The sequence below is a fragment of the Pseudomonas sp. GV105 genome (assembly GCF_003058185.1).
GTDB lineage: Bacteria > Pseudomonadota > Gammaproteobacteria > Pseudomonadales > Pseudomonadaceae > Aquipseudomonas > Aquipseudomonas veronii.
On sequence record NZ_QBUF01000001.1, the window covers coordinates 191,141 to 214,868 of the forward strand.

Annotated in this window: 19 protein-coding genes; 14 read left to right on the forward strand and 5 right to left on the reverse strand. The window is 62.2% G+C overall.

Features of this window, described 5'->3' with window-relative positions; translation table 11 throughout:
• Positions 1-31 precede the first annotated feature (31 nt).
• Genes C8K66_RS00900 through C8K66_RS00910 form a run of 3 tightly spaced genes read left to right on the forward strand, consistent with a single transcriptional unit; the run spans position 32 to position 2,946 of the window.
• Positions 32-1,438, forward strand: coding sequence for an FAD-binding oxidoreductase (locus C8K66_RS00900; RefSeq protein ID WP_108524045.1), 1,407 nt, complete (start codon positions 32-34; stop codon positions 1,436-1,438).
• A gap of 26 nt (positions 1,439-1,464) precedes the next feature.
• A complete protein-coding gene (locus C8K66_RS00905) occupies positions 1,465-1,806 on the forward strand; it encodes a cupin domain-containing protein (RefSeq protein WP_017845707.1) in 342 nt (113 codons plus the stop codon).
• A 60-nt stretch (positions 1,807-1,866) separates the two neighbouring features.
• Entirely contained in the window at positions 1,867-2,946 is a 1,080-nt protein-coding gene (locus tag C8K66_RS00910) for a polyamine ABC transporter substrate-binding protein (RefSeq protein WP_057004055.1), read from the forward strand.
• 43 nt (positions 2,947-2,989) lie between these two features.
• Here C8K66_RS00910 and C8K66_RS00915 read toward each other — a convergent pair whose 3' ends face one another.
• A complete protein-coding gene (locus C8K66_RS00915) occupies positions 2,990-3,784 on the reverse strand; it encodes a helix-turn-helix transcriptional regulator (protein WP_017845709.1) in 795 nt (264 codons plus the stop codon).
• Between the two features lie 199 nt (positions 3,785-3,983).
• Here C8K66_RS00915 and C8K66_RS00920 point away from each other — a divergent pair, with 199 nt between their 5' ends.
• From C8K66_RS00920 to C8K66_RS00955, 8 genes are all read left to right on the forward strand, one after another.
• Entirely contained in the window at positions 3,984-5,348 is a 1,365-nt protein-coding gene (locus C8K66_RS00920) for an APC family permease (protein ID WP_017845710.1), read from the forward strand.
• 9 nt (positions 5,349-5,357) lie between these two features.
• Positions 5,358-6,461: a P1 family peptidase gene (locus C8K66_RS00925; RefSeq protein ID WP_057004057.1), complete on the forward strand. Its 1,104-nt coding sequence runs from the start codon at positions 5,358-5,360 to the stop codon at positions 6,459-6,461.
• A gap of 358 nt (positions 6,462-6,819) precedes the next feature.
• Positions 6,820-8,253 (forward strand): serralysin family metalloprotease, encoded by a 1,434-nt coding sequence (locus tag C8K66_RS00930; protein ID WP_046383347.1) that lies wholly within the window; start codon positions 6,820-6,822, stop codon positions 8,251-8,253.
• A 48-nt stretch (positions 8,254-8,301) separates the two neighbouring features.
• Positions 8,302-8,670, forward strand: coding sequence for an AprI/Inh family metalloprotease inhibitor (locus C8K66_RS00935; protein ID WP_017845713.1), 369 nt, complete (start codon positions 8,302-8,304; stop codon positions 8,668-8,670).
• A 104-nt stretch (positions 8,671-8,774) separates the two neighbouring features.
• Positions 8,775-10,526 (forward strand): type I secretion system permease/ATPase, encoded by a 1,752-nt coding sequence (locus C8K66_RS00940; RefSeq protein WP_108524046.1) that lies wholly within the window; start codon positions 8,775-8,777, stop codon positions 10,524-10,526.
• Positions 10,523-11,824: an HlyD family type I secretion periplasmic adaptor subunit gene (locus C8K66_RS00945; RefSeq protein ID WP_108524047.1), complete on the forward strand. Its 1,302-nt coding sequence runs from the start codon at positions 10,523-10,525 to the stop codon at positions 11,822-11,824. Before C8K66_RS00940 ends, C8K66_RS00945 begins: the two co-directional genes overlap by 4 nt.
• 2 nt (positions 11,825-11,826) lie before the next feature.
• Positions 11,827-13,170 (forward strand): TolC family outer membrane protein, encoded by a 1,344-nt coding sequence (locus tag C8K66_RS00950; protein ID WP_017845716.1) that lies wholly within the window; start codon positions 11,827-11,829, stop codon positions 13,168-13,170.
• A 59-nt stretch (positions 13,171-13,229) separates the two neighbouring features.
• Positions 13,230-14,654 carry a lipase gene (locus C8K66_RS00955; RefSeq protein WP_108524048.1) on the forward strand — a complete coding sequence of 475 codons (1,425 nt, stop codon included), beginning with the start codon at positions 13,230-13,232 and terminating at the stop codon, positions 14,652-14,654.
• A gap of 75 nt (positions 14,655-14,729) precedes the next feature.
• On the opposite strand, the gene C8K66_RS00960 is transcribed toward C8K66_RS00955, so the two are convergent.
• A complete protein-coding gene (locus tag C8K66_RS00960; RefSeq protein WP_017845718.1) occupies positions 14,730-14,954 on the reverse strand; it encodes a YgdI/YgdR family lipoprotein in 225 nt (74 codons plus the stop codon).
• A 187-nt stretch (positions 14,955-15,141) separates the two neighbouring features.
• On the opposite strand from C8K66_RS00960, the gene C8K66_RS00965 reads away from it, so the two are divergent.
• Positions 15,142-16,788, forward strand: a complete 1,647-nt coding sequence (locus C8K66_RS00965) for a VRR-NUC domain-containing protein (protein ID WP_108524049.1) — start codon at positions 15,142-15,144, stop codon at positions 16,786-16,788.
• Positions 16,785-19,049, forward strand: a complete 2,265-nt coding sequence (locus tag C8K66_RS00970) for an ATP-dependent DNA helicase (protein WP_108524050.1) — start codon at positions 16,785-16,787, stop codon at positions 19,047-19,049. Before C8K66_RS00965 ends, C8K66_RS00970 begins: the two co-directional genes overlap by 4 nt.
• Here C8K66_RS00970 and C8K66_RS00975 read toward each other — a convergent pair.
• Positions 19,039-19,998 (reverse strand): oxidoreductase, encoded by a 960-nt coding sequence (locus C8K66_RS00975; protein ID WP_108524051.1) that lies wholly within the window; start codon positions 19,996-19,998, stop codon positions 19,039-19,041. The two genes, C8K66_RS00970 and C8K66_RS00975, sit on opposite strands and share 11 nt — an antisense overlap.
• Positions 19,999-20,097: 99 nt before the next feature.
• Between C8K66_RS00975 and C8K66_RS00980 the strand changes: the two genes are divergently transcribed.
• Positions 20,098-21,018 carry an AraC family transcriptional regulator gene (locus C8K66_RS00980; RefSeq protein WP_108524052.1) on the forward strand — a complete coding sequence of 307 codons (921 nt, stop codon included), beginning with the start codon at positions 20,098-20,100 and terminating at the stop codon, positions 21,016-21,018.
• Here C8K66_RS00980 and C8K66_RS00985 read toward each other — a convergent pair.
• On the reverse strand, positions 21,015-21,965 hold the full coding sequence (locus tag C8K66_RS00985; protein ID WP_017845722.1) for an alpha-E domain-containing protein: 951 nt from the start codon (positions 21,963-21,965) through the stop codon (positions 21,015-21,017). The genes C8K66_RS00980 and C8K66_RS00985 overlap by 4 nt on opposite strands.
• A gap of 2 nt (positions 21,966-21,967) precedes the next feature.
• Positions 21,968-23,377 (reverse strand): circularly permuted type 2 ATP-grasp protein, encoded by a 1,410-nt coding sequence (locus tag C8K66_RS00990; RefSeq protein ID WP_026139870.1) that lies wholly within the window; start codon positions 23,375-23,377, stop codon positions 21,968-21,970.
• Between the last annotated feature and the right edge of the window lie 351 nt (positions 23,378-23,728).

The following is a 23,728-nucleotide window of genomic DNA, read 5'->3' on the forward strand; positions in this document are numbered from 1 at the left end:
AGCCTATCGAAACGAGGTAGGGGAACCTGGCATGTCGGCATGGCGCACTATCAGTTTATGGATGGACCAGTTGGACGACCCGCTGCTGGCGCGGCCGTCTCTGGCGCACGACCTGGACGTCAACGTGGCCATCATCGGCGCCGGTTACACCGGTCTGTGGACCGCGTATTACCTCAAGCGCCAGGCGCCCGAGCTGAACATTGCCATCATCGAGGCGCAAACCGCCGGTTTCGGCGCGTCCGGGCGCAATGGCGGCTGGTTGATGGGCAACCTGTTGGGGGAAGACCGTTTACTCGCCGGCCTCACGCCCGAGCAGCGGCGTGCTTCGTTTGACCTGCTGCACGGCATTCCCGACGAAGTGGCGCAGGTGCTGGCCCGCGAAGGCATCGACTGCGACTACCGCAAGGGCGGCGCCCTGTACTGCGCCGCGCGTTACCCCGAGCAGGAAAGCAGCCTGCGCCTTTATCTGGACAAGCTCTACGCCCAAGGCCTCACCGAGGCCGACTACCGCTGGCTGAGCCCGCAACAACTGGCTGAGCAACTGCGAATCGCCAAGCCCTTTGGCGCGGTTTATGCGCCCCATGTGGCGACGATCAACCCAGCCAAGTTGGTCCGCGGCCTGGCGCGGGTGGTGGAACGCATGGGCGTCAAGATCTACGAAAACTCGCCCGTCACCCATTGGCAGTCCGGCCGCCTGCGCACTGCAAAAGCCGGCGTGCGTGCCGCCTGGGTGGTGCCGGCCGTGGAGGGCTACGCGACCACCTTGGCGCCGTTGGGTCGCTACCAACTGCCGGTGCAAAGCCTGATCGTCGCCACCGAGCCATTACCCGCCAGCACCTGGGACGAAATCGGCCTGAGGCATGGCCAGGCCTTCGGCGAAAGCAGCCGCCAGGTCACCTATGGCCAGCGCTCGGCCGACAACCGTCTGGTGTTCGGTGCCCGTGGCGGTTATCAGTTTGCTGGCAAATTGCGCCACGACTTCGATTTGACCGACAGCGAAGTGGCGCTGCGTCGCTACCTGTTCGGCGAGCTGTTCCCACAGTTGAAAAACGTGCGGATTACCCACTCCTGGGGCGGCAACCTCGGCATGTCGCGCCAGTTCCGACCGCACATGCTCTGCCATCACGCCACCGGCATCGCACTGTCCGGCGGCTACGGCGGGGAGGGCGTCGGTGCCACGAACCTGGGCGGCCGCACCCTGGCCGACCTGATCCTGGGCCAGGAGACGCCGTTGACCCATCAACCCTGGGTGATCCGCGAGCGTGGCCTGGAGGCGCTCAAGGCCTGGGAGCCGGAGCCGTGCCGCTGGCTGGGCTACAACGCGATCATTCGCAGTTTTGTCCATGAGGACCAGGTATTGGCCAACCCCAATACCGCGCCCTGGCGCCGCAAGTTGGCGATCGGCGTGGCCGGGTTCATGGAAAGTTTCATGCACTGAGCCGTTCCACTCACACAGGTAGCCCCATGAGCATCACTCAATTCAAAGACGCGCTGAATGCCCATCTGCCGGATTCGTCACCGGTCGCCGTGCCCCTGGGCGAGCCGATCGCCGTGGCGTCAAGCTTGAGCGTCGAGCGCAGCGACGGCGTCGAAACCGGTATCTGGGCCTGTACCCCCGGCCGCTGGCGCCGGCAGATCAAAGCCCAGGAGTTTTGCCACTTTATCCAGGGCCGCTGCACCTTCACCCCTGACGACGGTGAAATCGTCCACCTACAAGCCGGCGATGCACTGATGTTGCCGGCCAACAGCAGCGGAACCTGGGATATCCAGGAAACCGTGCGCAAGACCTATGTATTGATCCTGTAACGCTTTGATCCTTGATCGCCTGCCATAAAAACAGCCCTAAAACCGCCAGGAAATCGAACCATGAAAGCCATTGCCCTGTTGCCCTTGATGTTGGTGGCCGCTATCAGTCAGGCCGCCGAGACGGTGAAGATCTACAACTGGTCGAGCTACATTGCGCCGGACACCACGAAGAACTTCCAGAAACAAACCGGCATCGGTTTCAGCTACGACGTGTACGACAGCAACGAAACCCTCGACGGCAAGTTGATGACCGGTAACTCCGGCTATGACGTGGTGTTCCCCTCCAACCACTTCATGGCGCGGCAGATCCAGGGCGGCGCCCTGAAGAAGCTCGACAAGAGCCAATTGCCCAATTGGAAGAACCTCAACCCGGTGCTGCTCAAGGCCCTGGAAAACAACGACCCGGGCAACGCCCACGGCTTCCCGTACCTGTGGGGCAGCACCGGCATCGGCTACAACATCGACAAGGTCAAGGCAGTGCTGGGCGATAACGCGCCTGTGAATTCCTGGGACCTGATCTTCAAGCCCGAATACATGCAAAAGCTCAGCAAATGCGGGGTGGCCATCCTCGACAATGGCCCGGAATTGTTGCCGATCGCTCTGAATTACCTGGGGCTGCCACCCCACAGCAAGAAGCCTGAGGACTACAAGAAAGCCGAGGCGCTGCTGATGAAAGTTCGCCCCTACGTGGCGTACTTTCATTCCTCGAAATACACCGGTGACCTGGCCAATGGCGACATCTGCGTGGCCGTCGGTTTCTCCGGCGACGTGCTGCAAGCCGAAAGCCGCGCCAAGGAAGCCAAGAATGGCGTGAACATCGGCTATCAGATCCCCAAGGAAGGCGCCGCGATCTGGTTCGACATGGTGGCCATGCCCGCCGACGCCCCGGATGAAAAGGCCGGGTATGCCTTCATGAACTACTTGCTGGAGCCCCAAGTGATGGCCGACATCACCAACTCCGTTCATTACGCCAACGGCAACAGTGCGGCGGACAGCCTGGTGGACCCGGCAATCAAGGCCGATACCAAGATCTACCCAAGCGCGGAAATGATGGGCAAGTTGTTCGCGCTGGAAGCGATGCCGCTGAATATCGACCGGGTTCGCACGCGGGTGTGGAACACCATTCGTACCGGGCGCTGAAGAACTGATGTGGGAGGACGCAAACCCCCTCCCACATTTGGATTCAGGGGTTTTCCAGGTCATGCCCCAACGACTGGATAAACAACGAGAACAGCTCCGGCTGCGAAGAAATATCCAGCTTGGCGTACAGATGCCGGCGATGCACTTTGACCGTATCCGGCGAGATATTCAGGCGTTCGGCCATGGCCTTGGAGGAGAACCCGCGCAGTACCAGGCGGGCGACTTCCAGTTCGCGGTCCGAGAGCACGCCGCAGCCGAAATGGCTCAGCGCATCGCGAATCTGGCTGGCCATCGCCTGCGCTGCCGGTACACGCTGGGTGCTTTGCTGCCAATGCTGCTGCATCAACGGCAGCACCCACGCCGCCAAGGTGGTCAGCAGCCCGGTTTCTTCAGCACTGAAGCGCCGCTGCATGCCCAGTGACAGCGACAACGTGCCCGCGCCAGGTAGTTGCAGGATGAATTGCACCTCGTCTTCCAGCACGTTGTCGTGGAAGTAATTGAGGAAGTATTCGCTCTGGCGGAAATGGTCCGGCGCCACTTCCTCCAGGCGGTACACGCCGCTGGCATACCCTTCGCGACAGGCCTGGAAAAACGGGTCAAGCACGTACAGGCCGTTGAGGTACACCAGCATCGACGCCGGTTTGCTGCTGGGCTGGGCGTCGTATTCCTCCAGGGCCTGGGGCAGGCCGTCGAGCGGGTAGAAAATCGCCAGGGCGTTATCGAACGGCAGGCATTGGTGCAACAACAGCACCAGCTGTTTCCAGAATCGCTCGCTGCCGATCTGTGACAGGGTACGCCCCAGCCCCGCATGCATGCCGACTTCCCTGAACAGGCTCATGTCACAGGTTCCCCTCATCAAAAGATCGGCCAAGGGTTCGGCTTTTGCCGGGTGTCGTCAAGGGGAGTACGCCAATAGGGGAATTGGCTGACAACAGCTCTGGCTTTAACTTCGCGATCATTGAGTGGGAAACATATCCCACGACTTTCAGACTTTTCGTTTCTGCCTCACACAAAAAACAACGACAGAGGATAACGATATGAGTGCTTCCCCCGCGCCTGACGGCGTGCTCAAGCCCACCCTGAGCGTCTTCGATGTGGTGGCCATTACCGTTTCGGCGGTGACGCCCGCCAGTTCGGTGTTCGTGATCGCCCCGTTCGCCATTCAACAGGCCGGCAGCGGCGTGTTCCTGGCCTTTGTCATGGCCGCCTTGCTCGCGCTGATGTTCGCCTTTTGCTACGCCGAACTGGGCCGCGCCCACAACAGCGCTGGCGGTGAATATGTGTATGCCAAGCGGGTATTCGGCGGCATGGCGGGCTATGCGACGTTCCTGACGGTACTGGTGATGTTGCTGTTTATCCCACCGGTACTGGCCACGGGCGCGGCGACCTACTTGAATAACGCCCTGGGCACCCGGTTCGATGCCCAGACCGTTGCGCTGGTCATTGTGGTGTGCAGTTACGCCCTGGGCATCCTCAATATCAAGCTCAATGCCTGGATCACCGGCACTTGCCTGCTGCTGGAAGTGGCGGCCTTGCTGGTGATCGTGTTCCTCGGCTTCGGCCATCCGGTGCAGCCGGTCAGCGTGCTGTTTCAGCCGCAGATCGTCGAAAACGGCATGTTGCACCTGGCGCCCTGGGCCCTGGTGATCGGCGCGGTCGGCATCGGCCTGTTCTCCTTCAATGGCTACGGGCCGGCAGTGCTGCTGGCCGAAGACATGAAATGCGGCGGCAAGGGCGTACACAAAGCGGTGTTGTGGTCCCTGGGGCTGGTGGTGGTGATCGAACTGGTGCCGATCACGGCGCTGCTGATCGGCGCGCCGTCGCTGAGTGCGATGATCAGCAGCCCCGACCCCATCGGCTACCTGCTGACCAGCCATGGCAACGAAACCTTGTCACGCCTGGTCAGTGCCGGGATCTTCCTCTCGGTGTTCAACGCCATCGTCGCCATCGTGATCCAGATCGGCCGCGTGGTATTCAGCAGCGGCCGCGATGCGCTGTGGACGCCGACCATCAACAAACTGTTCACGCGCATTCACCCGCGCTGGGATTCGCCCTGGCTGGCGACGCTGTTCCTGGCGATCCCTTCGGCGCTGCTGAGTTTCAGCTCCAACCTGGCGGACCTCACCTCGTTCAGTGTGCTGCTGATCATGCTGGTGTACCTGATCGTGGCCTTGAGTGCGCTGATGAGCCGGGTGCTGCTGCGTGAGCGCGCACATCCGTATCGCATGCCCTTGTGGCCGCTGCCGGCATTGCTGGCGGTGCTGGGCGCCGGGTATCTGTTGATGACCTTGATCGCGGAGGCTTCGGTGCGCGACATCATGGTCATCATCGGCTTGCTGGCGCTGTCGGTGATTCTGTATTGCATCAGTGGCCGGTTGAGTCCGGCGTATCAGAAACTGTAAGGAGTGGTTATGCGCGCACGTCAATTGGGCATCACGTTGGGGCTGGGCACGCCCGGCGCGTTGAATGCCATCACCGATGTTCCCGGCGTCCGGGTCGGCCACAGCACGCTCAAGACCCGCGTCGACGGTAAACAGGTGTGTACCGGCGTCACAGTGGTCCAGCCGCGTGCCGGCGAGGCGCGGCAGCAGCCGTGCTTTGCCGGGTATCACGTGCTCAACGGCAATGGCGACGCCACGGGCCTGGAGTGGATCAGCGAAGCAGGGCTGTTGACCACGTCATTGGCGATCACCAACACCCACAGCCTCGGCATTGTGCGCGACACCCTGATTGCCCTGGAGCGCGAGCGTCTGGCGGACCCGGCCGTGTACTGGTGCATGCCGGTGGTGATGGAAACCTACGACGGCCTGCTGAACGATATCTGGGGCCAGCACGTCAAGCCTGCGCATGTGCGCGAGGCGCTGGACCACGCCGAAAGTGGTCCGGTACAGGAAGGTGCAGTGGGCGGCGGCACCGGGATGATCTGCCATGAATTCAAGGGCGGCATCGGCACCGCGTCGCGCCGGTTGCCGGCGGAGCAGGGCGGCTGGACGGTCGGCGTGCTGGTGCAGGCCAACCATGGCAAGCGCCAGGAACTGCGGGTTGACGGCTACCCGGTGGGCCGGCAGTTGATGACGATCCCATCGCCGTTCGCCGAGCGGGGCACGCCGGGCATGGGCTCGATTGTGGTGATCCTGGCCACCGACGCGCCGTTGCTGCCCCATCAATGCCGGCGCCTGGCGCAACGCGCGTCCATCGGCATTGCGCGCACCGGCGGCGGCACCGAGGACTCCAGCGGCGACCTGTTCCTGGCCTTCGCCACCGGCAATCAGGCGCTGCCCCCGGCGGACTATGGGCGCAAGGACCTGGCGTTCAGCAGCGCGGTGCAGATGGTCAATAACGATCATATGTCCCCGCTGTTCCTCGCCGCGGCGGAGGCAGTGGAGGAGGCGATCGTCAACGCCATGCTGGCCGGTGAGAGCATGACCACCGACGACGGGGTGCGGGTGCCGGGTCTGGACGGCGAAACACTGTTGCAGGCATTGCGCGAGACGGGCTGGAACAGCTGCCGATAATCCGGTGTATTTATAAAGATGCTGGCTCTTTAATGCGGCGAATGACACCGTGACAATATATTGGATCCATCTAAACAAGTGCGCCGCTCAAGTTGAGCGGCTTTACCGCTATTTAATATTTAAATAACAGCGCGGCGCTTTTTGTCGGACAAAAGCAACTAACCCCCTACAAACATTGCACGCGACTTGCTTAAGTTGCCGGCTTGTCGGTTTTCACTGCGTAAATAGATGTAGACGAAAGATTTCAAGTTGTGTCAGTTTCGTGACGCCTTCAAAAGAGGCGAGTGATAGGACGATCTCGCCAGCGGGGTTCCTATCGACCCAAGACTGATGCACTTGCACACAAGGAAGTACGTTTATGTCAAAAGTAAAAGACCAGGCTATTGTGTCTGCCGCGCAAGCCAGCACTGCGTATACGCAAATCGATAGTTTCAGCCATCTGTACGACCGTGGCGGCAACCTCACGATCAATGGCAAACCCTCCTATTCCGTTGACCAGGCCGCCACCCAGCTGCTGCGCGACGGCGCCGCGTACCGGGACGTCGACGGCAACGGCAAGATCGACCTGACCTACACCTTTCTGACCTCGGCCTCCTCGAGCACGCTGAACAAGCATGGCATCTCGGGCTTCAGCCAGTTCAACAGCCAGCAGAAAGCCCAGGCCGCACTGGCCATGCAGTCCTGGTCGGATGTCGCCAACGTTGCCTTCACCGAGAAGGCCAGCGGCGGCGATGGGCATATGACCTTCGGCAACTACAGCGGCGGCCAGGACGGCGCGGCGGCCTTCGCCTACCTGCCCGGCACCGGCGCGGGCTACGACGGCACCTCGTGGTACCTGACCAACAGCAGCTACACACCCAACAAGACCCCGGACCTGAACAACTACGGCCGGCAGACCCTGACCCACGAGATCGGTCATACCCTGGGCCTGGCTCACCCCGGCGACTACAACGCCGGGAACGGCAACCCGACCTACAACGACGCGACCTATGGACAGGACACGCGCGGCTACAGCCTCATGAGTTACTGGAGCGAGAGCAACACCAACCAGAACTTCAGCAAGGGCGGGGTCGAGGCCTATGCCTCCGGGCCGTTGATCGACGATATCGCGGCGATCCAGAAGCTTTACGGCGCGAACTACGCCACCCGCGCTGGCGACACCACCTACGGCTTCAACTCCAACACCGGGCGTGATTTCCTCAGCGCCACCGCCAACGCCGACAAGCTGGTATTTTCGGTCTGGGACGGCGGCGGCAACGACACCCTGGATTTTTCCGGTTTTACCCAGAACCAGAAGATCAACCTCAATGAGACCTCGTTCTCCGACGTTGGCGGCCTGGTGGGCAACGTGTCCATCGCCAAGGGCGTCACCGTGGAAAACGCCTTCGGCGGCGCGGGCAACGATCTGATCATCGGCAACAATGCCGCCAACCTGATCAAGGGCGGGGCCGGCAACGACCTCATCTACGGCGCTGGCGGTGCCGACCAACTGTGGGGCGGCGCCGGCAACGACACCTTTGTGTTCGGTGCCAGTTCCGATTCCAAGCCAGGTGCGGCGGACAAGATCTTTGACTTCACCAGCGGCGCCGACAAGATCGACCTGAGCGGCATCACCAAAGGTGCGGGCCTGAGCTTCGTCAACGCGTTCACCGGGCATGCCGGCGACGCAGTATTGAGCTATGCCTCGGGCACCCACCTGGGTACCTTGGCTGTGGACTTCTCCGGGCACGGCGTGGCGGATTTCCTCGTCACCACCGTGGGCCAGGCAGCGGTCAGCGACATCGTGGCCTGATGCACCGGCGCGGCGTTGTGGCGCCGCGCTTCCAGGAGGGGCATACACATGCCGCGTTTTGTGCATTTGATCGCCTGTGTCCTACAGGTGTTGTTCGTGTCGGCAGGAGCCCACGCAATGGCTAGCAGTCTCGTTTTACCCACCACCGCGCAGTTGGCCGGACATTGGCAACTGCACCGACAGGATCAGGTCTGTGCCCTGGATTTGCTGGAGCAAGCCACCGCGGTGGGGGGCGATGTGGCCTGCGTCGAGCAATGGCTGGGAGACAAACCCCTGACATGGTCGCCGACGCCGGACGGGATCTGGTTGATGAATGCCGAAGGTTCCGGGATTACCCACTTGAATCGTCAGCGCGACGGTGAATACCAGGCGCGCACGCCATCTGGCGATATCGTGACATTGCAACGAATACCTTAGTTTTTAGTTATAACGCTATAACTCGAATTTAATAGTTGGCCGCCGCTTATTCAGGGGCTGGGGCAACTATTGCCGGTCATTGGGTTCAAGGAAGATCAAACACCATGGCGAAGCCCCCTGTTATTGCGCCTTTATTCAAGGCGCTGGGTGAATATAAAAGTATTTTGATCAGCGTTGGCTGTTTCACTGCATTAATTAACCTGCTGATGCTGGTGCCATCCATTTATATGCTGCAAGTGTATGACCGCGTGCTGTCCTCCCAGAATGAAACCACTCTGGTGATGTTGACGCTGATGGTCGTCGGTTTCTTCGCCTTTATCGGCAGCCTGGAAGTCATCCGCAGTTTTATCGTGATCCGCATCGGCAGCCAGTTGGAACGGCGCTTCAACTTGCGCGTGTATAAAGCTGCCTTCGAACGCAACCTGCAACGCGGCCAGGGGCATGCCGGGCAGTCCCTGGCAGATTTGACCCATCTGCGCCAGTTCATCACCGGGCCGGCGCTGTTCGCGTTTTTTGATGCGCCGTGGTTTCCGATCTATCTGTTGGTGATTTTCCTGTTCAACGTGTGGCTGGGCGTGCTGGCCACGGCGGGGGCCTTGCTGCTGATCGGCCTGGCCTGCCTCAATGAATACCTGACCAACAAGCCCCTGGCTGAGGCTGGCGGTTACTCCCAGCAATCCAGCCAACTGGCCACCAGCCATTTGCACAACGCCGAAACCATCCAGGCCATGGGCATGCTCGGCGCGTTGCGCCAGCGCTGGTTTGCCGTGCATTCGCAGTTCCTGGGCTTGCAGAACGCGGCCAGCGACACCGGCTCGGTGATCACCGCGCTGAGCAAATCCCTGCGCCTGTGCCTGCAATCGTTGGTGCTCGGCCTGGGCGCATTCTTGGTGATCAAGGGCGAGATGACCGCCGGGATGATGATCGCCGGTTCGATCCTGATGGGGCGGGTGCTCAGCCCGATCGACCAGTTGATTGCCGTGTGGAAGCAGTGGAGTTCGGCCAAGCTGGCCTATCAGCGGCTTGACCAACTGCTGCGCGAATTTGCGCCGGACGTCGAGCCGATGGCCTTGCCCGCCCCCAAGGGCCAGGTGAGTTTCGAGCAGGTCAGCGCCGGCCCGCCGGGTCGACGCCTGGCGACGCTGCATCAGGTCAGTTTCCACCTGGGCGCCGGCGAGGTGCTGGGGGTGCTGGGCGCGTCGGGGTCCGGCAAGTCCACGCTGGCGCGGGTGCTGGTGGGCGTATGGCCAACCCTGGCCGGCACCGTGCGCCTGGATGGCGCGGATATCCATCGCTGGGACCGTGACGATCTTGGCCCGCACATCGGTTACCTGCCCCAGGACATCGAACTGTTCAGCGGCAGCATCGCCGACAACATTGCGCGCTTTCGCGATGCCGACCCGGCGCAAGTGGTCCAGGCGGCGCAACAGGCCGGCGTGCATGAATTGATTCTGCGCCTGCCGCAAGGCTACGACACCGTGTTGGGCGACAACGGCGGCGGCCTGTCCGGCGGCCAGAAGCAACGGGTGGCCCTGGCGCGTGCGCTGTATGGCGGGCCGCGGCTGGTCGTGCTGGACGAACCCAACTCCAACCTCGACACCGTCGGTGAAGCCGCGCTGGCCAGCGCCATCGTGCAGTTGAAGGCCCAGGGCAGCAGCGTGATTCTCGTCACCCACCGCTCTTCGGCCCTGGCCCAGGCCGATAAGTTGCTGGTGCTCAACGAAGGCCACCTGCAAGCGTTTGGGCCGAGCCAGGACGTGCTGCGCGCGTTGTCCGGCCAGCAGGCGGCGACGCAGGAAAAAACCGGCGTCAGTTTCAGTCGTCAGTATCAAACCGCAAGGAATCCAGGCGCATGAGCATGCTCACTGTGGAACAACGCGACGCCGCTTTTTTCGTGCGTCTGGGCTGGTGGCTGACGGTGGTCGGCGCCGGTGGGTTTTTCCTCTGGGCCAGCCTGGCGCCGCTGGACCAGGGCATTCCGGTGCAGGGCACCGTGGTGGTCTCGGGCAAGCGCAAGGCCGTGCAGACCTTCAGCTCCGGTGTGGTCAGCCGGATCCTGGTGCGCGAAGGTGAGACGGTCAAACAGGGCCAGCCGCTGTTTCGTCTCGACCAGACCCAGAACCAGGCCGATGTGCAATCGCTGCAAGCGCAGTACCGCCTGGCCTGGGCCAGTGTGGCGCGCTGGCAGAGCGAGCGCGACAATCGCGCGGCCATCGTGTTTCCCGCCGAACTCAGCACCGCCCCGGACCCTGCGCTGGCCTTGGTGCTCGAAGGCCAGCGCCAACTGTTCAGCAGCCGCCGCGAAGCCTTTGCCCGTGAACAGGCGGGGATTCGCGCGAATATCGACGGCGCCACGGCGCAGCTCAATGGCATGCGCCGCGCACGCAGCGACCTGAGCGCCCAGGCTCAATCCCTGCGCGATCAACTGAGCAATCTGCAGCCCCTGGCCGACAATGGCTACATCCCGCGCAACCGTTTGATGGAGTACCAGCGCCAGCTGTCCCAGGTGCAACAGGACCTGGCGCAGAACACCGGCGAAAGCGGCCGAGTGGAGCAGGGCATCCTCGAATCGCGGCTCAAACTGCAGCAGCACAGCGACGAATACCAGAAGGAAGTGCGCAGCCAACTGGCTGACGCGCAACTGCGCAGCCTGACCCTGGAGCAGCAACTCACGTCCGCCGGGTTCGACCTGCAACACAGCGAAATCAACGCGCCGGCCGATGGCATTGCGGTCAACCTCGGCGTCCACACCGAAGGCGCGGTGGTGCGTGCCGGGGAGACCTTGCTGGAGATCGTGCCACAGGGCACGCGGCTGGAAGTCGAGGGGCATTTGCCGGTCCACCTGGTGGACAAGGTCGGCACCCACCTGCCGGTCGACATCCTGTTCACCGCGTTCAACCAGAGCCGTACCCCGCGTGTGCCGGGACAGGTCAGCCTGATTTCCGCCGACCAACTGCTCGACGAAAAAACCGGTGCGCCGTACTACGTGCTGCGCACCAGCGTCAGCGAGGCCGCGCTGGAAACACTCCACGGCCTGGTGATCAAGCCGGGCATGCCCGCCGAGATGTTCGTGCGTACCGGCGAGCGCTCGTTGCTCAATTACCTGTTCAAGCCGCTGCTCGACCGCGCCGGCTCTGCGTTGACCGAGGAATGAACATGAAACCGCTGTTCATTGCCGTGCTGTTGAGCTGTGCGCCTGCCCAGGCCGCCATGGGCCCGTTCGATGTGTACGAGCAGGCTCTGCGCAACGATCCGGTGTTCCTCGGCGCGCTCAAGGAACGCGACGCCGGCCTGGAAAACCGCACCATCGGCCGCGCCGGGTTGCTGCCGCGGCTGTCCTACAACTACAACAAGGGGCGCAATAATTCCGAAGCCCACCTGCCTGACGGGCGTGGCGGCAGCTATCGCGACGCGCGCAATTACAACAGCTACGGCTCGACCTTCAGCCTGCAGCAGCCGCTGTTCGACTACGAAGCCTATGCCAACTACCGCAAGGGCGTGGCCCAGGCGCTGTTTGCCGATGAAAGTTTTCGCGACAAGAGCCAGGCGCTGTTGGTGCGGGTGTTGAGCTATTACACCCAAGCGCTGTTCGCCCAAGACCAGATCGAGATCGCCCGCGCCAAGAAAAACGCCTTCGAGCAGCAGTTTCAGCAGAACCAGCACCTGTTCCAGCAGGGCGAGGGCACGCGCACCGACATCCTTGAAGCCGAGTCGCGCTATGAGCTGGCCACCGCCGAAGAAATCCAGGCGCTGGATGAACAGGACGCCTCGTTAAGAGCGTTGGGCGCGCTGATCGGCGTGCAGAGCGTCAACATCCACGACCTCGCGCCGCTCAATCAGCGCTTCGCCGCCTTCAGCCTGACGCCGGCCAACTACGACACCTGGCACGCGCTGGCGATCAGCAACAACCCGACGCTGGCCTCGCAACGCCAGGCCCTGGAAGTGGCGCGTTATGAAGTGGAGCGCAACCGTGCCGGGCACTTGCCGAAGATCACCGCGTATGCCAGTTCGCGCCAGCAGGAATCCGACAGCGGCAACACCTACAACCAGCGCTACGACACCAACACCATCGGCGTCGAAGTCAGCCTGCCGTTGTATGCCGGTGGCGCTGTCTCCGCCTCCACGCGCCAGGCCAGCCGCGCCATGGAGCAGGCCGAATACGAGCTGGAAGGCAAGACCCGCGAAACCCTGATCGAACTGCGTCGCCAGTTCAGCGCCTGCCTGTCGGGCGTGAGCAAGCTGCGCGCCTACCAGAAAGCCCTGACCTCGGCCGAGGCGCTGGTGGTGTCGACCCGGCAAAGCATCCTCGGCGGCGAGCGGGTCAACCTCGATGCGCTCAACGCCGAGCAGCAGCTCTACAGCACCCGGCGCGACCTGGCCCAGGCGCGTTACGACTACCTGATGGCCTGGACCAAATTGCACTACTACGCCGGCAACCTGCGCGATACCGACCTGGCGCAAGTCGATGAGGCCTTTGGGCCGGTGGGCAAGCAGCCGTAGCAGCACCTGGGACGTCATTGCGCTTTCTCGACAACTCCAACAACAGAGAGGCACTACCGATGGGAATCTTTGATTATAAAAACCTTGGCACCGAGGGTTCCAAGGCGCTGTTCGCCGATGCGATGGCGATCACGCTGTATACCTACCACAACCTGGATAACGGCTTTGCGGTGGGCTATCAGCACCACGGCTTGGGCGTTGGCCTGCCGGCGACGCTGGTCGGTGCATTGCTCGGTGGTGCCGACTCCCAAGGCGTGATTCCCGGTATCCCGTGGAATCCCGATTCGGAAAAGGCCGCCCTGGAAGCGCTGCAACACGCCGGATGGACGCCGCTCAGCGCGAGCACCCTGGGTTACGCTGGCAAGGTGGACGCCCGGGGCACGTTTTTCGGTGAAAAGGCTGGCTACACCACCGCGCAGGCCGAAGTGCTGGGCAAGTACGATGACGCCGGTCGACTGCTCGAAATCGGCATCGGCTTTCGCGGCACGTCGGGGCCGCGGGAAAGCCTGATCAGCGATTCCATCGGTGATCTGCTCAGCGATCTGCTCGCCGCCCTGGGCCCCAGGGATTACGCGAAGAACTACGCCGGCGAAGCCTTCGGCGGTTTGCTCAAGGTGGTTGCCGAGTATGCCGGTGCCCATGGCCTGAGCGGTTCCGACGTGCTGGTCAGCGGCCACAGCCTCGGCGGGCTGGCGGTCAACAGCCTGGCGGAGTTGAGCGACCAGCGATGGTCGGGGTTCTACAAGGACGCCAACTATGTGGCCTACGCGTCGCCGACCCAGAGCGCCGGCGACAAGGTGTTGAACATCGGCTATGAAAACGACCCGGTATTCCGTGCGCTGGACGGTTCATCCTTCAACCTGTCGTCCCTGGGCGTGCATGACAAACCCCATGAATCGACCACCGACAACATCGTCAGCTTCAACGATCACTACGCCTCGACGCTGTGGAACGTGCTGCCGTTTTCCATTGCCAACCTGCCGACCTGGGTGTCGCATTTGCCCAGCGGCTATGGCGACGGCATGACCCGCGTGCTCGAATCCGGGTTCTACGACCAGATGAGCCGGGACTCGACGGTGATTGTCGCCAACCTGTCCGACCCGGCGCGGGCTACCACCTGGGTGCAGGACCTCAACCGCAATGCCGAGCCGCACAAGGGCAACACCTTCATCATCGGCAGTGACGGTAATGACCTGATCCAGGGCGGCAAGGGCGCGGACTTCATCGAAGGCGGCAAGGGCAACGACACCCTTCGCGACAACAGTGGCCATAACACCTTTCTGTTCAGCGGGCCGTTTGGCCAGGATCGGGTGATCGGCTATCAATCGAGCGACAAACTGGTGTTCACGGATGTGCAGGGCAGCCTGGATTATCGCGAGCACGCCAAGGCGGTGGGCGGCGATACGGTGATCAGTTTTGGCGCGGACTCGGTGACGCTGGTGGGGGTGAGTAACTGGTCGGGGGAGGGTGTCGTGATCGGTTGAAACCGCGTTGGCACGCGGTTCAAAGGGTGGGAGCAAGCGGGCTCCCACATGTTTGATGAGGGATGCAGGGTGGGATCAGTCTTCCTTGCGAACCGTGGCCACATCATCGGCTCTGACGCGGATGCGCTTGCCGGCGATGTCGGTGAATTCATAGAAGCCGTCGGCGGTCTTGGTCTTCGGCGTGTCTTTGGTTAAATACTGCGTGCCGTTCTGCAATGTCACTACGGTTTGCGTCGCGCAACCGGCCAATACCAGAAAAGTGAGTGCAACCAGTGGCAGACCCAAATTCTTCATGTTCATAACCCTTACCTTAACCCTGAAAAGTCCCGCGGCCTGAGGCAGCGGGCCATAAATGTTACGCCATCAATTCCCCTATCTGATCACTTTTACGCAAAAAGTTGCGTGCGCCATTTATCTATTACCGATTGCAACAACGCGTCAGCGGCGGCACTCTGTATGCATAACCAGTATTTAATCGCTGCGGACCATGCCCGAAACCCTCGAAAACCCCCTGTATTACCTGCATAACTTCCGTCAGGTGCTGGATTGGCTGGCACAACGCTATGCTGATCTGCTCGATGCTGAAGAAGCGCATTTCATTCAGCAATTCGACAGGTTGCCGCAGGCGTCCCAGGCATTACTGGTACGTCTGGTGATGCGCAAGGGCGTGCATTTTCGAGCGGGCAAGCTCAATTACCCGGAGATCGGCTGCGCTCATGCGGCAGCGCGTCCGCTGAAGGCTTTGGGTTGGGTGGATGATCAGTGCCTGCTGGGCTTTGACGAACTGTTCGGGTTGCTGCAAAAGGGCGAGTTGCTGGGCGCGTTCCAGCCGTGGATCGAGCAGCCCAAGGGCAAAAAGGCCGATTGGCTCGAGCAACTGGCGCCGCAGTTCGATGAGCGTCGCTGCTTTGCCCACTGGTGCCCCGAGCTGGATGACGTGCTCTACAGCGTCACTGTGATGGACTTGTGTGATCGCTTGCGCTTGATGTTCTTCGGCAACCTGCATCAGGACTGGTCGGAGTTCGTGCTGGCGGACCTGGGCATCTATACCTACGAAAAAGTCGAGTTTTGCGCACAGTCCCGTGGTTTGCGCAGCCGCGATGACGTGCTGGGGTTTCTGTTCCTGCATCAGTGCCAGCAAGCCTTTGAGTCCGCGCAGGCGCTGGACAGCGTGCTGGCGCAGATCGCTACGTTGCAGACCGACAACCCCTGGCTGGAAAAACGCCGGGCCAAGCTGTTGTTCCAGGTCGGCCAGTCTTGCGAGCGCAGTGCCGAGTTGGCGTTGGCCGAGCAGATCTACCGGGCCTGTACTTATCCCGGCGCGCGCGCACGCTTGATTCGCGTGCTGGAGCGCCAGGAAGACTACGCCCAGGCCATGGCCCTGGCATGTGCCGCCCACGAGGCCCCGGAAAGCCCCGCCGAGCAGCAACACCTGCTGCGAGTGTTGCCGCGCCTGCGGCGCAAGCTGGGCGCGCCAGCCGTGCCCAAGGCCAAGCCTCGGGACGTCACGCGCCTGGACCTGGCGCTCCCGCCGCCGCCGCCCTCGATGGCGGTGGAGTATTGCGTGCAGGCGCATCTGAGCGAGCCCGATGCGCCGGTGTACTACGTCGAAAACGGCCTGATCAATTCGCTGTTCGGCCTGCTGTGCTGGGAGGCGATCTTCGCGCCGCTGCCGGGGGCATTTTTCCACCCGTTCCAGCGCGGGCCGGCGGATTTGCACAGCGAAGACTTCCATCAGCGTCGTGCGTCACTGTTTGCCGCCTGTCTCGAGCAACTGCAGGATGACCGCTACAAACACACCATCCGCCAACGGTACGTGGACAAGTGGGGCATCCAGTCACCCTTTGTCTTCTGGAACCTGCTCAGTGAAGAACTGTTGGAGCAGGCCTTGGCATGCTTGCCCGCCGAACACTTGCGTTGCTGGTTCGAGCGGCTGCTGCTGGATATTCGCGCCAACCGCGCGGGTATGCCGGACCTGATCCAGTTCTGGCCCGCGCAGAAAACCTACCGCATGATCGAAGTCAAAGGCCCCGGCGATCGCCTGCAAGACAACCAACTGCGCTGGCTGGAGTTCTGTGGCGAGTACCAGATGCCGGTCACCGTCTGCTATGTGCGCTGGGCGCAGTCCGCTTGAGCTACACCGTGGCGGTGCGCGCACTGTGTGAGTTCACGGCCAAGGTCGGCGACCTCGACCTGCGTTTTACCCCGTCGCCCAGCGCCCAGGAAGGCATCGCCGGCCATCGCACGGTCGCCTCGCGGCGCAGCGCGCACTACCAGAACGAAGTGGTCCTGGAAGGCGAGTACGAGGAACTCAAGGTGCGGGGCAGGGCGGACGGCTACGACCCGGACAGCAACCGCCTCGAAGAGGTGAAGACCTATCGCGGCGACCTCGACGCCCAGCCCGCCAACCATCGGCAATTGCATTGGGCCCAGGTCAAGGTCTACGGCTGGTTGATGTGCCAGAAGCTCGGGCTTGCGCACATCGATTTGGCGCTGGTGTATTTCGATATCGTCGGCGAGGGCGAAACCTCGCTGAACCAGCGCTTTGCGGCCGCCGATCTGCAATGTTTCTTCAACCGGCAATGCGCGTTGTTTCTCGGTTGGGCCCGCCAGGAGATGCAGCACCGCGACGCCCGCAACCGCGCCGCACAGGCCCTGGCGTTCCCCCACAGCGCCTTTCGCCCCGGCCAGCGCAACCTCGCAGAGTCGGTGTACAAGGCCGTCAGCACCGGCCGCTGCCTGATGGCCCAGGCGCCCACCGGCATCGGCAAAACCGTCGGCACGATCTTCCCCATGCTCAAGGCCTTGGCGCCCCAGCAACTGGACAAGGTGTTGTTCCTCACCGCCAAGACCCCGGGTCGCAAGCTGGCCCTCGACGCCGCGCAAGTGCTGTATGCCAGCAGTCCCGAACTGCCGCTGCGCGTGCTGGAGCTGGTGGCGCGGGACAAGGCCTGCGAACACCTGGACAAGGCCTGCCACGGCGAATCCTGCCCGCTGGCCAAGGGTTTCTACGACCGCTTGCCCGCCGCGCGTATCGCGGCCGCCAAGGTGCGCCTGCTCGACCAACACAACTTGCGCGAGGTCGCCCTGGAGCACGGCCTCTGTCCGTATTACCTGAGCCAGGAAATGGCGCGCTGGAGCGACCTGGTGGTCGCCGACTACAACTACTATTTCGACTTTGGCGCGCTGTTGTTCGGGCTGGCCCAACTCAACCAGTGGCGCGTCGCGGTGCTGGTGGACGAAGCCCATAACCTGGTGGAGCGCGCACGTTCGATGTACAGCGCCAGCCTTGATCAGTACACCCTCAAGACCGTGCGCGATACGGCGCCGGAGCCGTTGAAGAAACCCTTGCAGCGCTTGAATCGTGAGTGGAACGCGTTGCACAAGGACCAACTCGCGCCGTATCAGGCCTACGCGGCCAGACCCGACAAAATGCTCCAGGCCCTGAGCCTTTGCGCCAGCGCCATGGGCGACTATTTCAACGACCACCCCGAAGCACTCAATGGCGATCTGCAGGCGTTCTATTTTGAGGCACTGCAATTTGCCAAGGTCGCCGAGCTGTTCAACGAACATTTCATCTTTGATATCAGCCTGCGTCAGTTGCGCGGCAAGCGCAGCAGTTCCACCTTGTGCCTGCGCAATGTGGTGCCCGCCGAATTCATCCGCCCACGATTGACGGCGGCGCGCAGCAGCGTGTTGTTTTCCGCCACACTCAGCCCGCGCCATTACTACGCCGACCTGCTGGGCCTGCCGGCGGACACTGCCTGGGTCGACGTGGAATCACCGTTCAATGCCGCGCAGTTGCGGGTGCGGATTGTCGATGAGGTCTCCACCCGGTTCGTGCATCGCCAGGCCTCGCTGGAGCCCATCGTTGAATTGATCGCCGAGCAGTTCGCTCACCAACCGGGTAATTACCTGGCGTTCTTCAGCAGTTTCGATTATCTGCAACAAGTGGCGCTGTTACTCGCCGAGCGACACCCGCACATCGCACTGTGGCAGCAGTCACGCGGCATGGCCGAAGCCGAGCGCCGGGCGTTTCTCGAACAGTTCACCGAACACAGCCAGGGCGTCGGTTTTGCGGTGCTGGGCGGCGCGTTTGGCGAAGGCATCGACCTGCCCGGTGCGCGCTTGATCGGCGCGTTCATCGCGACCCTGGGGCTGCCGCAACTGAACCCGGTCAACGAACAGATGAAGCAGCGCATGGGCGCGATCTTCGGCTCCGCCTATGACTACACCTACTTGTACCCGGGCATTCAGAAAGTCGTGCAGGCGGCGGGGCGGGTGATCCGCAGCCAGCAGGACCAAGGCGTGGTGATGTTGATCGATGACCGGTTCGGCGAAGCGCGGGTGCGGCAGCTGTTGCCTCGGTGGTGGGCGATAGCGACTAAAGCGTGACGCCGCTCAATTGCGCGCTCAATGCCCAGAGCCGCTCGGCTTGCTCCGGATCGATGGCCCATGCGCGGACGCCGGAGCGTTTGGTGTCGTCCTGAGAGAGCACGGCAACCTCACAATCTTCGCAGTACAGGCCGCCCATACCCTCCAGTAAAGGGCTGACACCACACCACAGCATCGTCGCTGCGCCTTGTTCGGGACGTTTGTAATGTTTGGCAGGACGGATGTTCCCTGAATCGTCCAGTGCTCCAATCAACGCCAGGTCGTCCCTATCAAGGTAGCGAACCAGGTCTGTGAGGATCTCCCCGGGATGCACGGAAAATGCACGCACGCCGTGTGCTTTACCGCGTTGATCCAGCGCCACGGCAAACAGCGCGTTGGCCGTCTTTGATTGGCCGTAGGCGGCCCACTTGTCGTAAGGGCGTCGCTCAAACTGTGGGTCGTCGAAATGAATAGGGCTTAACCGATGGCCTAGCGACGATACTGACACTACCCGCGCACCGTCGGCTTCGCACAAGGCCGGCCACAGGCGCGCGGTCAGTTGAAAGTGGCCCAGATGATTGGTGGCGAACTGCGCTTCCACACCCTTGCCGTTGCGTTGCAGTGGCGTGGCCATGATCCCGGCGCTATTGATCAATAGGTGTAATGCCCGCCCGGACGCCAGGAAATTGCGTGCAAAGCAGTCGATGGACGCCGAGTCGAGTAAATCCAGGTTGCCCCACTCAACCCCGGCGATGCCATCGAGGTTGCGTTCGGCCTTGAGCGGGTCCCGTGCAGGCACGATGACCTGCGCACCTGCGGCTGCCAACACGCGCACGGCTTCCAGGCCAATGCCTGAATAACCACCGGTGACGATGGCAGTCATACCGTGCAAATCTTTACCCGCCAACGCTTGCATAGCGGTTGTCGTGCCGTCGAATCCACTCTCGATAGGGCGTTGTTTATTGATCATAGGGAGTTCTCCAGGGGGAGCCGCTATGTTCTCCCCTGGATGCCGGACGCGAAACGCCATAAAGTCCGTATTTCTGTCGCGATCGTCCGGAGTTTTTTTATGGATACCCTGTCTGACGTGGTGGCGCTGTTAAAGAGTCATCGGTCCTATTTCGCCGGCCTCAAGGCTGGCGGTGATTGGGCCCTGGATTTTCCACCGCCGGAGGGCATCAAGTTCAATGCCGTGGTGGAGGGAAAGTGTTGGCTGGAAGTCGAGGGCATGCCCGTACCGATGCCCTTGAGCGAGGGCGATTGCTTTTTGTTGACGCAGAACCGTCCCTGGAGGTTGTCCAGCAACCTTGCACTGGAGGGCGTTGACGCGCGCGCGGTGTACCGTGACGCCGTGGGGGGGATCGCTCGCCTGGGTGAGACTGTGGATCTGTTCCTGATAGGCGGGCGCTTTAGCTACGGTGACGACGCCCGTCTATTGCTGGAGGGGTTGCCGCCGGTGGTGCGTATCAGTGCGAGGTCCGAGCAGGCCAGCGTGTTGCGCTGGTGTCTGGATCGCCTGGCTCGGGAATATGCCAGCCCGATGCAAGGCGCGGCGTTGATGACCGAGCATCTGGCGCAAATGATGTTGGTGCAGATCCTGCGCCTCTATCAGTCATCCATGGGCGCCACTACCACCGGTTGGTTGGCGGCGTTGAACGATCCGCGGTTGGCGCCGGTACTGCAGCAAATACACGCCGCGCCGGCACGCCGCTGGACCTTGAGCGACATGGCCGGTGTCGCGAGCCAGTCCCGTTCGACTTTTGCCCTGCACTTCAAGCAGCGGGTCGGAATGGCGCCCCAGGAGTATCTGACGCGCTGGCGCATGCACCTGGCGTTACAGGCCTTGAACACGTCTGCCAGGAGTGTTTCCTGTATCGGCCAGTCACTCGGGTATCAGTCGGACAGCGCATTCAGCAGTGCCTTCAAGCGCCTGATGAACTGCTCCCCGCGGGAATACCGCGAGCGAAAGCACGCGCTCCTCGGTGTCTAAACCACCTCCAGGTACGAGCGGTGAATCGCCCGCGCCAATTCGCGTACCGTGTCGATGAATTCCGTCAGGCGGCTGTGCAAGCCTGCTTCGAGGATTTCGTCGATCCCGGTATAGCGCAGCCGCGCTTCGAACTCGGCGGCCAAGCGCTGCGCGGTGCGCCCATAACTGCCTGGCAAGTCCGCCAGAATGTGGCTCAGTTCCTCGATACAGGCATGCAACGAACGCGGCACATCACTGCGCAACAGCAGCAACTCCGAGACCGAGCGTGCATTCAGCGCATTCGGATACAGCTCCGTGTACGCCTCGAATGACGACAGGGCGCGGAGCAGGGCGCTCCACTGGTAATAACCGCGTGCCGACAAGTCGCTGACTTCCTCCGATTCCTCGCCGAACATCTCGTAGCGCGCATCCAGCAGGCGCAAGGTGTTGTCGGCGCGCTCGACGAAGGTGCCCAGGCGAATGAACCGGTAGGCGTCATTGCGCATGATGGTGCCGGACGTCGCCCCGCGAAACAGGTGCGAACGCTGCTTGACCCAATCGCAGAAGTGGCTGATGCCATGGCGCGCCAGCCCGCCGGCGGCGATGCTGCGCATTTCCAGCCAGGTGGCGTTGAGGTTTTCCCACATGTCGGCGGTGATGCGCCCGCGCACGGCATGGGCGTTGCCCCGTGCGGCGCGCAGACAGTTATAGATGCTGGCCGGGTTTTCTTCGTCGAGGGCGAAGAAGTGCAGCATGCGCTCGGCATCCAGTTGGCCGTGGCGCTCCAGGTAGCTGTCCAGGGTGCCGCTGCTGAGCAGCGACATCGCCAGTTCGTCCAGGCCATCGCTGCGCCCGGCCTGGGGCATCAATGACAGCGAATAACTGACCTCGAGCATGCGCGCCAGGTTCTCGGCACGCTCCAGGTAACGGGACATCCAGTAAAGGTCTGCGGCGGTTCTACTCAACATACTCAGCCCTCCACCACCCAGGTGTCCTTGGTTCCGCCGCCTTGCGACGAGTTGACGATCAACGACCCTTCGCGCAACGCCACGCGCGTGAGGCCACCGGGTACCAGGCGGGTCTCCTTGCCCGACAGCACGAACGGGCGCAGGTCGATATGCCGGGGGGCGATGCCGTTTTCGACAAATGTCGGGCAGGTGGACAGGCTCAGGGTCGGTTGGGCGATATAGGCGTGGGGACGCGCCTTGATGCGTTGGCGGAAGTCCTCGATCTCAGCCGCCGTGGAAGCGGGGCCGACCAACATGCCGTAGCCGCCGGAGCCCTGGGTTTCCTTGACCACCAGTTCCGGCAGGTGGGCCAGCACATGGGACAGCTCATCCGGCTTGCGGCACTGAAACGTCGGCACGTTTTGCAGGACCGGTTCTTCGTCCAGGTAGAAGCGGATCATTTCCGGCACGTAGGGGTATATCGACTTGTCGTCCGCGACGCCGGTGCCGATGGCGTTGGCCAGCACCACGTTGCCGGCGCAGTAGGCCGCGACCAGGCCGGGCACGCCGAGCATCGACTCCGGGTTGAACGCCAGCGGGTCGAGGAACGCGTCGTCGATACGGCGGTAGATCACGTCCACGGCCTTGGGGCCGTCGGTGGTACGCATGAACACCTTGAGATCCTGCACGAACAGGTCGGCGCCTTCCACCAACTCCACACCCATTTCCCGGGCCAGGAACGCATGCTCGAAAAATGCGCTGTTAAAGCGCCCCGGCGTCAGCACCACCACATTGGGGTTGTCCAGGCGGCTGGCGCTTTTCAGGGTTTTGAGCAGCAGGTTGGGGTAGTGGTCCACTGGCGCGATGCGCTGTTTGGCGAACACTTCGGGGAACAGGCGCATCATCATCTTGCGGTCTTCGAGCATATAGCTCACACCGCTGGGCGTGCGCAGGTTGTCTTCGAGCACGTAGTAGGTGCCGTCGCCATCGCGCACCAGGTCCACCCCGGAAATATGCGAGTAGATGTCGCGGTGCAGGTCGAGGCCGACCATCGCCTTCTGGTAACCCTCGTTGCCCAGCACCTGGTCCGCCGGAACGATCCCGGCCTTGATGATGCGCTGGTCGTGGTAGATATCGGCAAGGAACATGTTCAGCGCAGTGACGCGCTGGATACAGCCACGCTCGATGATGCTCCATTCACTGGCAGGGATGCTGCGCGGGATGATGTCGAAGGGGATCAGGCGTTCGGTGTCCTGCTCGTCGCCATACAAGGTGAAGGTGATCCCGGCGCGGTGGAACAACAGGTCGGCTTCGCGGCGACGCTGGTCCAGCAGTTCTGGCGGCGTATTGGCCAGCCAGCGGGAGAATTCCTGATAGTGCGCGCGGCATACACCGTGTGCGTCATTCATTTCATCAAAGAAAGATCGAGCCATTCCAGTACCTTGTCAGTGCCGAGGGAAGCGCGGGGGGGCACTGCCGCTTTGAAAAACGCATTTTTTATGAGCCCGTGGCGCAGGGTGCCATCGGGCCAGGTCCTTACTTTCTTATGGGGTCGGCTCTGGGTCGGGGGGTAACGAATGCTCCTGTATCCGGGCATGACGGGTGAACGATGAATGGATTAAGCAATGCCTGTGCCGAAACCGGCAAAGCGTCTCTATTCCCTGGTGGCGAGCGCGTTTACTCGCCACCAGGGAACGGCGCGCGCACTACAACGGTGCATACGCGAACTTGAACGTCTCTGAATGCCCGGCCAGGGATTCATCGGAACTTTAACGACCCGCGCA

Excerpts from the sequence above, each read along its gene's own strand:
- C8K66_RS00900 (WP_108524045.1), top strand. The coding sequence starts at position 32 with ATGTCGGCATGGCGCACTATCAGTTTATGGATGGACCAGTTGGACGAC.
- C8K66_RS00905 (WP_017845707.1), top strand. The coding sequence starts at position 1,465 with ATGAGCATCACTCAATTCAAAGACGCGCTGAATGCCCATCTGCCGGAT.
- C8K66_RS00910 (WP_057004055.1), top strand. The coding sequence starts at position 1,867 with ATGAAAGCCATTGCCCTGTTGCCCTTGATGTTGGTGGCCGCTATCAGT.
- C8K66_RS00915 (WP_017845709.1), bottom strand. The coding sequence starts at position 3,784 with ATGAGCCTGTTCAGGGAAGTCGGCATGCATGCGGGGCTGGGGCGTACC.
- C8K66_RS00920 (WP_017845710.1), top strand. The coding sequence starts at position 3,984 with ATGAGTGCTTCCCCCGCGCCTGACGGCGTGCTCAAGCCCACCCTGAGC.
- C8K66_RS00925 (WP_057004057.1), top strand. The coding sequence starts at position 5,358 with ATGCGCGCACGTCAATTGGGCATCACGTTGGGGCTGGGCACGCCCGGC.
- C8K66_RS00930 (WP_046383347.1), top strand. The coding sequence starts at position 6,820 with ATGTCAAAAGTAAAAGACCAGGCTATTGTGTCTGCCGCGCAAGCCAGC.
- C8K66_RS00935 (WP_017845713.1), top strand. The coding sequence starts at position 8,302 with ATGCCGCGTTTTGTGCATTTGATCGCCTGTGTCCTACAGGTGTTGTTC.
- C8K66_RS00940 (WP_108524046.1), top strand. The coding sequence starts at position 8,775 with ATGGCGAAGCCCCCTGTTATTGCGCCTTTATTCAAGGCGCTGGGTGAA.
- C8K66_RS00945 (WP_108524047.1), top strand. The coding sequence starts at position 10,523 with ATGAGCATGCTCACTGTGGAACAACGCGACGCCGCTTTTTTCGTGCGT.
- C8K66_RS00950 (WP_017845716.1), top strand. The coding sequence starts at position 11,827 with ATGAAACCGCTGTTCATTGCCGTGCTGTTGAGCTGTGCGCCTGCCCAG.
- C8K66_RS00955 (WP_108524048.1), top strand. The coding sequence starts at position 13,230 with ATGGGAATCTTTGATTATAAAAACCTTGGCACCGAGGGTTCCAAGGCG.
- C8K66_RS00960 (WP_017845718.1), bottom strand. The coding sequence starts at position 14,954 with ATGAACATGAAGAATTTGGGTCTGCCACTGGTTGCACTCACTTTTCTG.
- C8K66_RS00965 (WP_108524049.1), top strand. The coding sequence starts at position 15,142 with ATGCCCGAAACCCTCGAAAACCCCCTGTATTACCTGCATAACTTCCGT.
- C8K66_RS00975 (WP_108524051.1), bottom strand. The coding sequence starts at position 19,998 with ATGATCAATAAACAACGCCCTATCGAGAGTGGATTCGACGGCACGACA.
- C8K66_RS00980 (WP_108524052.1), top strand. The coding sequence starts at position 20,098 with ATGGATACCCTGTCTGACGTGGTGGCGCTGTTAAAGAGTCATCGGTCC.
- C8K66_RS00985 (WP_017845722.1), bottom strand. The coding sequence starts at position 21,965 with ATGTTGAGTAGAACCGCCGCAGACCTTTACTGGATGTCCCGTTACCTG.
- C8K66_RS00990 (WP_026139870.1), bottom strand. The coding sequence starts at position 23,377 with ATGGCTCGATCTTTCTTTGATGAAATGAATGACGCACACGGTGTATGC.